General features: G+C 36.1%; 15 protein-coding genes and 1 tRNA gene. 14 read left to right on the top strand and 2 right to left on the bottom strand.

Translation table 11 applies throughout. The features are described 5' to 3' along the window. Positions 1 to 44 precede the first annotated feature (44 nt). The 6 genes from rpmG (at position 45) to IGJ46_RS10685 (ending at position 4,381) form a co-directional block, all read left to right on the top strand. The gene (gene rpmG / locus IGJ46_RS10710; RefSeq protein WP_002356321.1) at positions 45 to 194 is read left to right on the top strand and encodes a 50S ribosomal protein L33; all 150 of its coding nucleotides are present in this window, start codon (positions 45 to 47) and stop codon (positions 192 to 194) included. Between the two features lie 95 nt (positions 195 to 289). Then, positions 290 to 379: transfer RNA gene (locus IGJ46_RS10705), tRNA-Ser, on the top strand. Between the two features lie 89 nt (positions 380 to 468). Further along, a complete protein-coding gene (locus IGJ46_RS10700; RefSeq protein WP_002389274.1) occupies positions 469 to 720 on the top strand; it encodes a hypothetical protein in 252 nt (83 codons plus the stop codon). A 255-nt stretch (positions 721 to 975) separates the two neighbouring features. Next, positions 976 to 2,040 (top strand): FUSC family protein, encoded by a 1,065-nt coding sequence (locus IGJ46_RS10695; protein ID WP_002410106.1) that lies wholly within the window; start codon positions 976 to 978, stop codon positions 2,038 to 2,040. 705 nt (positions 2,041 to 2,745) lie between these two features. Further along, the gene (locus IGJ46_RS10690) at positions 2,746 to 3,126 is read left to right on the top strand and encodes a transcriptional regulator (protein ID WP_104842443.1); all 381 of its coding nucleotides are present in this window, start codon (positions 2,746 to 2,748) and stop codon (positions 3,124 to 3,126) included. Between the two features lie 88 nt (positions 3,127 to 3,214). After that, positions 3,215 to 4,381, top strand: coding sequence for a CHAP domain-containing protein (locus IGJ46_RS10685; protein WP_002370554.1), 1,167 nt, complete (start codon positions 3,215 to 3,217; stop codon positions 4,379 to 4,381). A gap of 86 nt (positions 4,382 to 4,467) precedes the next feature. Here IGJ46_RS10685 and IGJ46_RS10680 read toward each other — a convergent pair whose 3' ends face one another. Then, complete coding sequence (locus tag IGJ46_RS10680; RefSeq protein ID WP_218391247.1) at positions 4,468 to 6,039, bottom strand: hypothetical protein; 1,572 nt, start codon at positions 6,037 to 6,039, stop codon at positions 4,468 to 4,470. A 90-nt stretch (positions 6,040 to 6,129) separates the two neighbouring features. Then, on the bottom strand, positions 6,130 to 6,705 hold the full coding sequence (locus IGJ46_RS10675) for a DUF805 domain-containing protein (RefSeq protein WP_002356327.1): 576 nt from the start codon (positions 6,703 to 6,705) through the stop codon (positions 6,130 to 6,132). A gap of 165 nt (positions 6,706 to 6,870) precedes the next feature. On the opposite strand from IGJ46_RS10675, the gene IGJ46_RS10670 reads away from it, so the two are divergent. The 8 genes from IGJ46_RS10670 (at position 6,871) to IGJ46_RS10635 (ending at position 12,938) form a co-directional block, all read left to right on the top strand. Then, positions 6,871 to 7,641, top strand: a complete 771-nt coding sequence (locus IGJ46_RS10670; RefSeq protein WP_002356329.1) for an alpha/beta fold hydrolase — start codon at positions 6,871 to 6,873, stop codon at positions 7,639 to 7,641. 87 nt (positions 7,642 to 7,728) lie between these two features. Continuing rightward, entirely contained in the window at positions 7,729 to 8,271 is a 543-nt protein-coding gene (locus IGJ46_RS10665) for a 5-formyltetrahydrofolate cyclo-ligase (protein WP_002384041.1), read from the top strand. Between the two features lie 10 nt (positions 8,272 to 8,281). Next, on the top strand, positions 8,282 to 8,992 hold the full coding sequence (locus IGJ46_RS10660; protein WP_002362481.1) for a rhomboid family intramembrane serine protease: 711 nt from the start codon (positions 8,282 to 8,284) through the stop codon (positions 8,990 to 8,992). 17 nt (positions 8,993 to 9,009) lie between these two features. After that, entirely contained in the window at positions 9,010 to 9,228 is a 219-nt protein-coding gene (locus IGJ46_RS10655) for a YqgQ family protein (protein WP_002356332.1), read from the top strand. Next, on the top strand, positions 9,229 to 10,200 hold the full coding sequence (locus IGJ46_RS10650) for an ROK family glucokinase (RefSeq protein WP_002356333.1): 972 nt from the start codon (positions 9,229 to 9,231) through the stop codon (positions 10,198 to 10,200). Between the two features lie 15 nt (positions 10,201 to 10,215). Beyond that, positions 10,216 to 10,614, top strand: coding sequence for a rhodanese-like domain-containing protein (locus IGJ46_RS10645; protein WP_002356334.1), 399 nt, complete (start codon positions 10,216 to 10,218; stop codon positions 10,612 to 10,614). A 121-nt stretch (positions 10,615 to 10,735) separates the two neighbouring features. Beyond that, entirely contained in the window at positions 10,736 to 11,086 is a 351-nt protein-coding gene (locus tag IGJ46_RS10640) for a DUF488 domain-containing protein (protein ID WP_002359411.1), read from the top strand. 13 nt (positions 11,087 to 11,099) lie between these two features. Next, positions 11,100 to 12,938 (top strand): FAD/NAD(P)-binding protein, encoded by a 1,839-nt coding sequence (locus IGJ46_RS10635; protein ID WP_002370550.1) that lies wholly within the window; start codon positions 11,100 to 11,102, stop codon positions 12,936 to 12,938. Positions 12,939 to 13,054: the final 116 nt, after the last annotated feature.

Below are 13,054 nucleotides of genomic sequence, written 5' to 3'. Positions count from 1 at the left end.
AAGAAATCTCTTGGAAAGATCAATTATTAGTAGGAGGGGAAAACATGCGCGTAAACATCACTTTAGAGTGTACTTCTTGTAAAGAACGTAACTACTTAACAAATAAAAATAAACGTAACAATCCTGATCGTTTAGAAAAACAAAAATATTGCCCACGTGAAAGAAAAGTTACTTTACACCGTGAAACTAAATAATTTATTTAGATAGAGCCTAGAATCCTTGTTGTGTAAGGGTCTAGGCTTTTTATCTTTTGATTCATTACATGTTCATTTGTAGATGGAATGTAGAGGGAGGATTACCCAAGTTTGGCTGAAGGGGACGGTCTCGAAAACCGTTAGGCGAGTAACATCGTGCAAGGGTTCGAATCCCTTATCCTCCGTACTGAGAAGCAGTTGAGTTATTAGTTGCAAATAAAACGACAGAGACGTACACTTAAAGTAGAAAAATACTTAAGAAGAGGTGTCTATTATGTCAAATTATGAAGAAAAAGAAGCGCAAGCATTAGTAAAAATTGCCGACGTTTTGAACAAATTGGATGCAAGTTTAGAAGAGTTGGCCTCGCTAGATGAGGATACAAAAAAACATAGTATGAAGAAATGGATTGTTGAAAAAAAAGCCATTCATGAGATTAAAAAAATTGCACACGAAGCTGGTAAGTATGACAAGTATGATGAAAAAGAATTAGAAAAAGAAATGGATCTGTTGGAAAAGTTTATGTAAAAAAGCGCTAGCTTTTGTTCAACAGTTATTTAAGTTTGAGTCTAGAATTAATCGTTTTGATTTTTTCTAGGCTTATTTTTTATGAAGTAAGCAAATCGTATCGGGAGAGGTATTGAATTAAGAAATAAAGCATGTATTGATTCAGAAAAAAAGTTGTAGTAAAATGTTCGTCACAACTACTTTTCTTCTGATTTCATAGAAGGAAAAGTTGGAATAATGAATTGAGAAGAGTCGATTTTTAGGAGATGATTTTAGGTGACTTTTTATCAATTATTGCAGTTAGATCCATTTATTTTAAAACAAAAAATTCATCAAGCGGATACTAAAAAACAGCGGAGATATTTTTGGCGCGCCTTGTTAATAAGGGATATCTTATTAGTTTCGTTTGCGATTTTATGGGTGTCGACGATTACTTTTTTCTTTGGAAAAGCTGTAGCGCCTTTTTCAATTGTATTATTTTGTTTGCTGTTGAGTATCCGTTTCGTCTCATATGGCTACAGGGAAAAACAGGCCTTGCTTAGTTTAGGAATCGTGTTAACAATTCTAGGTGTTAGTCCATTAATTTCACTGATTTCTGTATCATTTTTACAATTGGGCCTTCATTTTATCTGCTTGCTGGCATTGTTTTTCTTAACTGGTAAAAACCCTAAAATGGGTAATCCTGGCTTGTATACGTTCTCCTACTTATATTTAGTTGGCACGGTTCACTATCAATCGTTTCAGCAATTAGAACAAACTTTCTTTGTATTAGTGTTTGCTTATCTACTTTTAGCTTTTGTTTATCATGTGAAACATAAAAAATTGGATCAAGAGATTACTTTTATACAGATGGTTACAGAAAATGGTTTTTTTAATCAAAGAAATATTTGGTTTGGTTATTACGCTTTAGGCATTAGCTTATTACTTTTTATAGGAACGCACCTTCAGATTGACCGCTTTATGTGGGCAACATTTGCTAGTTCGTCATTATTTTCTGGGTATGAGACGTTTAAATTGTCTGAACGAGCAAAAGAACGAATAATAGGGGTCGTTATTGGTTCTCTAGTATCGGCTATCTTGTTATTTTATATACCAACGAACCTACTTGGTATTTTAGGAGGACTTTGTTTAGGCTTATGCACATCTTATAAAAGTAAAACGATTTTCAATTGTGTTGGTGCTATCATGGCAGCTTCTATGATATTTGGGCTAGAAACAAGTCTTTACTTAAGAATTTTGTTAAATATGTTGGGGCTAGCTTACGGTTTGCTTTATCATTTTGTCTTTGTAAAAACTATGTCCTATTGCAATCGCAAAGAGTGGCTGAAATTGTCTGAATAAAAGGAGCCTAACATTCTTTCTTGAAAGAATGTTAGGCTCCTTTTATTTTTAAATAGAATCATTGACTATATTTTTTGTAAATAAGAGTTTAAAAATGGCAGAAGCTGGTTACTAATTTGGCTACCAAATGGCTACACAGGATAGTATAGGTAAGGATAGTATAGGTGAGTATAAAGTAGGATATAAATAAATGAATTCAGTGAACACAAGTTACGTAGTAAAATTGTATTTTTGGAAGATAAGTAGAAGTAACTTCATATTGGGAATTTATTGGGAAATTTTAGTATAGTCAACATGATAAATTAGTAGTATGAAGAATCGCTAAAAATGAATTATCAATGCTATAGATGCTTGTTTATATAGCTAAGTTTTAAAAAATAGAATGTTCAATATCTTTAAATCAAGTTAAGTATATTTAAGTGGAAAAACAGAATCGCTTAAATCTAAGAAAAAGAATAAGTTTTGTCATTATAGATCGCTTAAGGAGTGGTCTATTTTTGTATATAAAATAATCTAGGAGGTGGACAGTTATTGATAAATGGGAAAAAAAGGAGGGGTAGAAACGAATAAGTTAGATTTTGAAAATGAATGTGATCAAAAATAAGAGTAGATGGATAAAAGGAATACATGGAGGATGAACATACTATTTCTATTATCTGTAAAAGTTATACAAATAAAATATTAAGTGGTTAGAGGAGAGGTACAATGAAAGCTGGAATAAAAAAACATATTCGACAATTATTATGGGATTATCAACATATTGAAAAAAAATTACAAGAGTACGAGGATGTTATGTTAATGAATCGTAATCCTTTTTTAGAATACCCTGTAGAGCAACCAACTGAAAAAATAACTATCAGTCAAATTGCATTTCATAAATTATTTTTACAAACGGTAGAAGATATCTTAGCTGATTCTACAAGGGATGTACAGGATATCTTTTTAGTGAAATATAAAAATGGTTATCTATATAAAAAGAATGAATTTGTTGCTTGTGAAACGTTTTTGAGCGAGTCTACAATTGCTCGACGAGATACAGAATTTATCCATGAAATTGCTTATCGACTAGGCTGGTACGAAATTTGACAAAACGAAACAGGTCAATTCAACTATACTAGGTTCATGAACATATGTTCTCCGTGGACGCACGGAATAACTTATAGGAGGAACAACAATGGCAACAGGTTTAACAAAAAATCAAGCAAAAACATTTATGCAGAAGTATTTAGATACTAATTTGCCGTCTTATCCAGGTGTCTATTATGGAACTTATGGTGGTTCGCCATCATCACATTCAAATTGTACTCTATTTACTACATGGTTCTTAAAGAATTGTACTAATTTAACTTTGCCAACACAAAGCGGGAATGGTTATCAAACGGTAGATTTTGTGTTAAATGCAAATAAAGGAAAATTAGTAAAGAGTAACATTCCAAAGGCATTTTCTTTATTTTCAATAACACCATGGAATAACAATTACTATACACAAGGTGCTGGACATACTGGTATCGTTCTAGGTATTGATGGAAATACAGTAATTACAGGTGAAGCTAATTTTGGTTCGACATTTGGCGGATTAGATGGAGTATATCCTAACAATGGAACTGTAGTAACTACTCATCCATTGAGTACGTTTAACAGTTTAACGGGTGTTACTTTCATTGACTTAAGTCGCTATTATACTGGATGGAATCCAAATCAAAATACAAAACCAGAGGGAGAAGAAGAAATGGTAGAGATTAATAAAAGAGTTATGGTGAAAAAAGATGTAAAATATACTGTGGATACATTACCTTGGGGAAAGAAAGGTTACATTAAAATCAATGGCATTGATAGTTTTGCTGGAAGAGTTATTGATTTGACACAGCAAATGGGAAGTTACTTATATAGTCCTCAAACAAAAGGCTGGACAGACTTTAAAGGGTTTGAAGAAGTTGAGACTATCAATAAAACAATGGTTGTTAAAAGAGCTGGTTTCACTGTTGACCAATTCCCTTGGTTTAAAGGGGTGACAAGATTTGGTGTCAGTGCTGATTATATCAATAAAGAAGTAAAAGTGACTGGGAAAAAGGGTGCATATTATTACATGGATAATATTGGTTGGATCGACGAAAAAGCATTTTTAGATGATGCACAAGCGACTGATATTAAAATTGGGGATAAAGTTATGTTATTGGAGACTGCTAGTGCATATCAGACTGGGGAAACAATTCCAAGTAGTCTTAAAGGAAAATCATATACAGTGATGGAAATTAAAAATGTCACACAAAGCAAATCTAAAAAAGCATTTTTATTAAAAGAATTAATGTCTTGGGTACTAGAACAGGATGTTAAAAAGTAGTAAAAAAGAACCTAGTGATATGTTAGAAAAAATAGAGCGGTAAATCCGCTCTATTTTTTTCTATTTATATAATACATAGTGACTACTTATTCTAATTCACAGATGGTTTTTGCATTGATTTTCTCTCTCAACCCCAGCCAACCACTCGCTGATAACAAGTACCAAAACGGCATAAACTGGATTAGATAGCGAGAGCGGCCGCCTTCAAAGAGCAATAAATACAGAATAGCTCCAATGAAAGCTAATTTTAAAATCGCGTAGTTATTTTTTGAATCTTTTAGAGGGATACTGAACAATAGACCTAGTAATGTGAGTAAATAGAAAAAATGCATATAAATTCGTAGATAGTTACTTTTGGGATTTTGCGGATAATACAGTGACCGCAAGTGTTCTTGCCAACGATTTTTAGAAGGTGTTTCTGGGATTAAATCACCGCCATCCCAACCCCAGTCAAAATCACCATTGGCAGTATTATGACGATTTTTTTGAGCCAGAAAACGGAGATAACCGAAGAATCCTTTATTTTTTAAACGGTCTTGAATCATTTTTATGGTATAAGCTTTTTTGGCTTCTTGTGTAGGCAACTGATTTACTGCTTGTGTATCTGCATCATTGTAACCGCCAGTTCCCGTCAAACCCATCATTACAAAAAGTGTCCAAGGTTTGGCTTGTTCTTTATCGATTTCCGTAATCGTTTGTTTTTCCACAAAAAATTGAAAACTATAATATGCGCTGGCGAAACCAGTCAGTAAAAAGAGAGCAACCACGGTTAATTTTACGATAGACTGTTTGTTCCGATTTACTAAAAGAAGTTGCAGCACTTTGATACAACTAAATGCAATAAAAAAGATAATAGACGAAGGTTTCATTAAAAAACACCAAGCTAGGCCAATCCCAATAAACAGTAATAAACAATATTTTACGAAGGGAGGGGAAACTTGGTCAAAAAGGCTATATGCAAAAAAGACTAGGTTGATGAACAATAAGACGGCCGTATCTGTATAAGGCGTGAGTAACCATGGAGACAATCCGAAAGAAAGAAAAAATAAACTGTAAGCAACGAAGGCCGTTAATGGATTAAAGACACGCTTAGAGGCATGATAAAAGAGAAATAAACTGCTATTAATAAACAAGCAATTAACCACTTGCCAACTAAACCAAGTATTGCTCCAGCTCCCTGTTACATCAATGAAACGCAAAAATTTATTAAGGTAATACATCATGAAAAAGAAAAATTCGTTATTGGGGTTTAAAGAAAGTACGATTTTTGAATAATCCTTATTTTCAGTGGTAATACTATGAAAGTTGTCAAAAACATCCCAGCCAATCGGCACAGTAATCTGCGTCAGGAGTAAAAGTTGTAGTAAAAATAAACTGATCAAACTACCAATAATAACCACACGATCATGGGTTTTTATTAAGTGCCAGAGCGCTTGAATCTTAGTGTAAAGAAATTTTTTGTTTTTATAAATAATCAACAATAGAATAATTAATAGAGGAAGTAAAACAAGCAAGTGCTTAGGCTTTTCCCAAAGAATTTTTACCAGCGAATAGGGAGAGTTAATTGCGCCGTAAAAGACAAATAAAATAAAAAAAGTAAAAATATAATTTTCTAGATTCAGAATCCGTTTAAAAGTAGCCATATTTTCTCCTTCCATTTTTTTAGCTAGACTAGTTCTTATTTTATCATAAAGATTTTAAAATAAGAAAAAAGCCCTTCTTTTAAAAGAAAGGCTTAAAACTTTTCCTTACTTCACTTCTTTGTAACGGAAGAAGAAGCGTAAGACGCTATTTTGGCTAGTTGTTGTTAGTTTATCTGTCGGTAAGACTGTTAGTAAGAAGAAAAACAGACTAATCACAAGAGTGAAAAATAAGAAGACGGGACTGCCACCTGTTATCACAGTATCTGTTTGAACATCATATTTCAGTGTTGACATAACAGAGAAAACTTGTGTATAGCTACAGGCAATAGAAAGTAGATATAAAACAAGCACGCCCCAACCTGTCATCCCAGCATCACGATAACGACGGACACACATTGCCCACGTTGGTAATAATAAAGCTAACCATAAAACAAGTGCAAAAAGCATCAACGGTAATAAGTTCCCAAAATCATAGGTTTCAAAATATTCAGCTGCTAAAATTGCTGACACAGCTTTGCCGACAATGGCAATATAAAAAATAAGTGCTAAAATGCTTAATACCAATGTCATCCACCAATAACCAGCACGTGTGGTCCGACCTTTAAAATCAACATATCCACGAAAATAATCTTTAAAAGCTTGTCCAAATGTTACTTTACCTTTTTCCTCAATTTTAACCATAAAAACACCCCTTTGTATTTAATAAAATGATTATAACGGAAAGTAATAAAATAGGAAAATGCGAATTCGCATATTTTGTGATTTTTTTGATAAATCATATAAAGAGCAGGTTTTATCAAAAAACGGTAAAATAAGAGAAGATATTTTATAATGGAGGAATCATGAATGAAAATCAGTATTAGACATCGCTACATAGCAAAAATTCCAGCATTAGAAGTGACAACAGAAGAGCAAAAAAACGAAGCATTACCTTTAATTGTTTACTATCATGGTTGGCAATCAGCTAAAGAATTATCTTTAACACAAGCAAGAAAATTAGCACACGAGGGGTTTCGGGTCATTTTACCAGATGCCATGAACCATGGAGAAAGAAAAACAGGACCTATTTCCACGATTCCTTCGATTACATTTTGGAGTAGCATTCAATATAATTTAATTGAATTTCCAGTAATTATCCATCATTTTCATAAATTAGGGTTGATTAAAGAAAATTGGATTGGCGTGGGTGGTGTATCCATGGGCGGTATTACTACCAGCGCTCTTATGACCCAACATCCTGAGATTCAAGCTGCTGCTTGCTTAATGGGAACACCCTATCCGGCGCGCTATATTCAGCGAGTGATTCAACGGGCGAAAGAATTTGCTATTTTTGTACCTAAAGACTTGCCACTGTTGCTAAGTTGGGTGCATCAATACGATTTATCACAAACGCCAGAAAGACTACAAGAACGACCGATGCTGTTTTGGCATGGAACGGAAGATGAAAAAATTCCCTATGAAGACATGGCTGATTTTGAACAATTAGTGTCTGGGAAAACGTATGCGAGAAATACGCAATTTATAACGGAAATCGGTGAGCGGCATTTAGTGAAAGGAGAAACAATGGATTTGGTTGTTGACTTTTTTAAAGAAGCGTCAAAAACGTTAGAAAAATAAAGGGATTTTTCAAAGAGAAAAGGGGAATCAGCTTGTTTTTTAAGAACACTTTCTATAAACTTAACAGAAAAGGGGTTGAAGGTGTACATGGAGAAAAACAAGTTGAGAAAAGTGGGCTTAACTGCCCTGGAATGGCTAAAACAACATCCAGAAATTAAACAACATAAAGAATCAAGTCTCTATGAACAGTTGTTTGCTAGTCAGCAATGGCAACAAGCACAAACGATCGGAATGATTCGGTCGTTACCGCTAGAATTATCAACACAGCCAATTTTCGAACGGGCCATGCAAGAGAGCAAGCAAGTGGCGGTGCCGCGAACATTTAAAGGAGGCAAAATGCACTTTTATCAAGTCTTTCCAGAGACGGTTTATGATACCAGTGCATTTGGCGTGGAAGAACCTCCGTTAACAGCGGCAGAAATAACAGCTACAGCGATTGATTTATTGATTGTGCCAGGGATTGTTTTCAATCGTGCTGGCTATCGAATAGGCTTCGGCGGTGGTTTTTATGATCGTTATTTGGAACATTTTTCGGGCCATTCATGTAGTTTAGTTTTTAGTGAACAACTCCATGAGCAATGGCAACCAGAAGCGTTTGATCAGCCAATCGAACAATTATTTATACAATAGGAGGAATGGAATGAATTATCAAACAGAAATGAAATTGAAACGGCTAAAAAATCAGCCGTTCATTACGTATGCCCTTTTAGGTATTTCAATCATTGTTTTCCTTGGATTGGAATTAACTGGAGGATCAGAAAATATTTTAAACTTAGTTAATTGGGGAGCAATGGTTCGTCCACTGGTAGCTCAAAATCATGAATACTGGCGGTTTATCACGCCAATGTTTCTTCACATTGGATTTATGCATATTATTTTGAATATGGTTACTCTTTATTATATCGGCGCACAGGTTGAGGCAATTTATGGGCATTGGCGCTATTTGGGAATTTATTTATTGAGTGGGATTGCTGGAAATATCGCCAGTTTTGCCTTTGGGACACCCAACAGTGTCTCAGCGGGTGCTAGTACAGCGCTTTTTGGTTTGTTCGGCGCATTTGTTATTTTAGGACGCCATTTTAGAGACAATCCAGCGATTATGTATATGGTGCAACGCTATTCAATGTTTATTGTGATTAATTTGTTATTTAACTTGTTTAGTAGCTCTGTAGATATGATGGGTCATGTTGGCGGTCTAATCGGTGGACTATTAGTCGCGACGGCTTTTGCTGTTCCAAATCGTGAAGAAGCATTTAATAAGCACGAGCGAATTATGGCCACGTTAATTTTTATTTTTCTTGTCGTAATTTGTCTGTTATTGGGTTTTAAAAAATACGGTTTACCTGTATAATAAGGAAGTGTTTTCGTATGGAAACGTTATATGATGTACAACAACTTTTTAAACAGTTTGGGATGTATATTTATGTCGGTGCACGGATTTATGATATTGAGTTAATGATGATTGAATTAAAAAAATTGTATGAAGGTCAATTGGTAGACCGAGATACGTATTTACAGGCCCGGCATATTTTGCAAAGAGAGCATCGAATAGAAGAATCTAGAGGGAAGCAGAAAGGAATCGACTAAATGGATAAGAAGATTATTGGGATTGATTTAGGTGGAACGACCATCAAATTTGCTATTTTAACAACCGATGGCGTTGTTCAACAAAAATGGAGTATTGAAACGAATATTTTAGAAGATGGCAAGCATATTGTGCCATCAATTATTGAAAGTATTCGTCACCGTATAGATCTTTATAATATGAAAAAAGAAGATTTTGTGGGAATTGGTATGGGAACACCAGGAAGTGTCGACATTGAAAAAGGAACTGTTGTAGGTGCCTATAATTTAAACTGGACGACTGTACAGCCTGTCAAAGAACAAATCGAATCTGCTTTAGGAATTCCGTTTGCCTTAGATAATGATGCCAATGTTGCCGCTTTAGGTGAGCGTTGGAAAGGCGCGGGGGAAAACAATCCCGACGTGATTTTTATTACTTTAGGAACAGGTGTCGGCGGAGGCATTGTTGCAGCGGGAGAATTGCTCCACGGTGTTGCTGGCTGCGCTGGTGAAGTTGGGCATGTGACGGTTGATCCTAACGGCTTTGACTGTACCTGTGGGAAACGTGGCTGTTTAGAAACTGTTTCTAGTGCCACTGGTGTCGTTCGTGTTGCACGTCATTTATCAGAAGAGTTTGCAGGTGACTCTGAACTGAAACAAGCGATTGATGATGGACAAGATGTTTCGAGTAAAGATGTTTTTGAATTTGCTGAAAAAGGCGATCATTTTGCTTTAATGGTTGTGGATCGTGTTTGTTTCTATTTAGGCTTAGCCACAGGAAACTTAGGTAACACGTTAAATCCAGATAGCGTGGTTATCGGTGGAGGTGTTTCTGCAGCAGGAGAATTTTTACGTAGTCGTGTCGAAAAATATTTCCAAGAATTTACCTTCCCGCAAGTTCGAAATAGTACAAAAATCAAATTAGCAGAGCTAGGTAATGAGGCCGGCGTGATTGGTGCCGCTTCACTAGCATTACAATTTTCAAAAGAGAAATAGAGAGGGCTTTTTAGAATGAGTATTTTATGGGTAATCAATGGCATTTTGCTAGTTATTGTACTAGCGATGGTATTCAATGAATTATATTTGAAAATTATGGTGAAACGTTCAGCAAAAATGCTGACGGAAGAAGAATTTAAAGAAACAATGCGTAAAGCACAAGTGATTGATGTTCGTGAGAAAGATACATTTGATGCTGGGCATATTTTAGGGGCGCGCAGCATGCCATACAGCATGTTAAAAACAACAATTGGTTCTCTTCGTAAGGATCAACCTGTTTATCTTTATGATCAGAAGAAAGCTTTAAGTATCCGAGCAGCTAATTTATTACGCAAAAATGGCTATACTGATATTTATATTTTAAAAGGCGGCTATGATGGCTGGACTGGGAAAGTGAAAAAGAGAAATAGTTAATAACAAAAAGAGTTGGTCTTCATTGAGACCAACTCTTTTTGTATAGGAAAGCTTAATAGAGATGTTGCTTTTTGTCAGTCCTCACTTTTTGAGCTACAATAAAGAGAAGAGGTGAAGGCAGATGATTCAAATCAAGCGAGCATATGAAGCACCGACAGAGCAAGATGGCTACCGTGTTTTAGTTGACCGTATTTGGCCACGAGGAAAATCCAAGGAATCTGAAAAGTTAGATGAATGGCTCAAAGAAGTGGCCCCAAGTACAGAGCTACGGAAATGGTTTAATCATGAAGCAAATAAATATCCCGAGTTTAAACAAAAATACCAAGAAGAATTGAAACATGAGCCAACTGCCACAGCGTTTAAGCAGTTACAGACGATTGTAAAAAATCAGCCAGTAGTCACGCTGGTCTATGGGGCGAAAGATACAGTGCATAATCAAGCGGTTGTCTTAAAAGAATTATTAGAAAAATAGAGTAGGTGATTGGATGAAAATTGCAATTGTAGGTGCTGGACCCAGAGGCTTATCAGCTGCAGAACGAGTCATTGAATGGGCTCGTAAAACGGAAATAAATGTTCAGCTCACGTTGTTTGATCCATACGGTCCAGGTGGGAAAATTTGGCGAGCAGAGCAACCTAATTATTTATTAATGAACACCGTGATTAGTCAAGTCACTTTATTTACAGATGAATCTTTTAGTGGCGAAGGACCAATTGTCAAGGGCCCCACTCTCTATGAATGGACCCAAACAGAAGCTGCGCAGTACATTCAACAGCAACAACCCTATAATTATCTTGAGTTGTTGAAAGAATGTCATCGCCTTGGACCGAATGATCACTGCTCGAGGGCTTTTTATGGCATGTACCAAAAATGGTTTTATACGTATTTAGCCACGAGGTGTAACGAACAAACATCGCTGACGTTTTTTAAAGAGCCAGTAACTGCTGTGCGGGCAGGAGAGGATAACTATTATGTGTATACTCAATCCATTGAGTTTACGGCAGACAAAGTAATTTTAGCTTTGGGTCACCAAGAAAATGAATTAACGACTGTTGAACAAGAGCTTGCGGACTACGCCAAGGAGCATCGTTTGTTTTATTCTTCTCCTAAAAATGCGGCGGATGCTTTATTGGCACTTGCCAATATACCTGCAAAACAACCCGTTGTGTTAAAAGGCTTAGGTTTGGCATTTTTTGACTATTTATCTGCCTTGACGATTGGCCGCGGGGGTGTTTTTTCTCGTCAAAATGGCCGCTTACGTTATGAACCTTCTGGAAGAGAGCCTATTATTATTGCTGGTTCTGGTCGCGGTTTTCCTTCTCATCCTCGAGGGATTAATCAAAAAGGCTACGGGGAAACCTATCAGCCTGTTTTTTTAACCGAAACGTATTTAGCTGAATGTCGTAAAAAAGGACAGGTTACAGGCGCAGAGTTTTTTGGGTATTTAAAAAAAGAAGTGGAATATGTGTATTACACTTGCTTAATCGAAGAAAAATATCCGCATCTTTCTAAAGAGGCCTTTCAACAGCTGTTTATTCAAACCAAGGGAGCGCCGGAAAGCTTAGCCCACTTTGAAAAACAAGATTGGTTTGATTGGCAAGCGTTAGAACATCCTGAAACAAAGAAAACCACTCATGAAAGTTTTCGTTCGTTTTTACTAGAGTATTTAAAATGGGATATTCAAGAAGCAGAGAAAGGCAATCTTAGCGGTCCTTTGACCACTGCTTTAGACAGTTTAAAAGATTTAAGAGATCAGATTCGCTTTGTTTTGGATGAGGGGTTATTAACGAATGACGAGAGTCAAAAGTGGTTGTGGCATTGGTTTACCCCGTTGAATACCTTTTTGTCAGTGGGACCTTCTGTTGAAAGAACAGAAGAGCTACAGGCGTTAGTTGAACTGGGATTAGTTACGATTCTGGGGCCAGAAATGCGTGTCGAAATGAAAGCGGGTCAATTTATTACTTATGCTAATTTGTTTCCGGAAAATCGGTATAATAGTCACTTTTTAATTGAAGCGCGCATTCCCAAAGTCAATAATGAAAAAAGTTTGAATCCTTTAACGAGGCAGTTGTTAGCCGATAAGCTAGCTACGCTCCATCAACTGGCATTAGCCGATGGTCAAATAGTCAAAACAGGTGCACTCTTGATTGTGCCTGCCACGAATCAAGTCATCACAAAAGATGGACAGGTGGCGACAGGCCTTTTTAGTTGTGGTATTCCAACAGAAGGTATTCATTGGTTAACAGCCGCTGCAGCTCGTCCTGGTGTGGATCCTTGGAATATGCGCGATATGGATCGGATTGCTGCTACTATTTTTAATAGTTAAGAAAAATAGTCAGCTCCTTTGGTAAAAAAGAAAGCATAACAAGTGGTCATCCATCAAAGCGATGGATGACCACTTGTTATGCTTAAGAGAATCAACCGAGCCAGAAGCGCTCCTGT

This window comes from Enterococcus sp. AZ120, from assembly GCF_050546165.1.
GTDB classification, from domain to species: Bacteria; Bacillota; Bacilli; order Lactobacillales; family Enterococcaceae; genus Enterococcus; species Enterococcus faecalis.
The sequence above is the reverse complement of the archived record's forward strand: the minus strand, read 5'-3'. Positions and strand labels throughout refer to the sequence as shown.

Bases quoted from the DNA above. Each gene is read 5' to 3' on its own strand.
- IGJ46_RS10680 (WP_218391247.1), bottom strand. From the start codon at position 6,039: ATGGAAGGAGAAAATATGGCTACTTTTAAACGGATTCTGAATCTAGAA.
- IGJ46_RS10670 (WP_002356329.1), top strand. From the start codon at position 6,871: ATGAAAATCAGTATTAGACATCGCTACATAGCAAAAATTCCAGCATTA.
- IGJ46_RS10685 (WP_002370554.1), top strand. From the start codon at position 3,215: ATGGCAACAGGTTTAACAAAAAATCAAGCAAAAACATTTATGCAGAAG.
- IGJ46_RS10675 (WP_002356327.1), bottom strand. From the start codon at position 6,705: ATGGTTAAAATTGAGGAAAAAGGTAAAGTAACATTTGGACAAGCTTTT.
- IGJ46_RS10640 (WP_002359411.1), top strand. From the start codon at position 10,736: ATGATTCAAATCAAGCGAGCATATGAAGCACCGACAGAGCAAGATGGC.
- IGJ46_RS10635 (WP_002370550.1), top strand. From the start codon at position 11,100: ATGAAAATTGCAATTGTAGGTGCTGGACCCAGAGGCTTATCAGCTGCA.
- rpmG (WP_002356321.1), top strand. From the start codon at position 45: ATGCGCGTAAACATCACTTTAGAGTGTACTTCTTGTAAAGAACGTAAC.
- IGJ46_RS10690 (WP_104842443.1), top strand. From the start codon at position 2,746: ATGAAAGCTGGAATAAAAAAACATATTCGACAATTATTATGGGATTAT.
- IGJ46_RS10660 (WP_002362481.1), top strand. From the start codon at position 8,282: ATGAATTATCAAACAGAAATGAAATTGAAACGGCTAAAAAATCAGCCG.
- IGJ46_RS10655 (WP_002356332.1), top strand. From the start codon at position 9,010: ATGGAAACGTTATATGATGTACAACAACTTTTTAAACAGTTTGGGATG.
- IGJ46_RS10650 (WP_002356333.1), top strand. From the start codon at position 9,229: ATGGATAAGAAGATTATTGGGATTGATTTAGGTGGAACGACCATCAAA.
- IGJ46_RS10645 (WP_002356334.1), top strand. From the start codon at position 10,216: ATGAGTATTTTATGGGTAATCAATGGCATTTTGCTAGTTATTGTACTA.
- IGJ46_RS10700 (WP_002389274.1), top strand. From the start codon at position 469: ATGTCAAATTATGAAGAAAAAGAAGCGCAAGCATTAGTAAAAATTGCC.
- IGJ46_RS10665 (WP_002384041.1), top strand. From the start codon at position 7,729: ATGGAGAAAAACAAGTTGAGAAAAGTGGGCTTAACTGCCCTGGAATGG.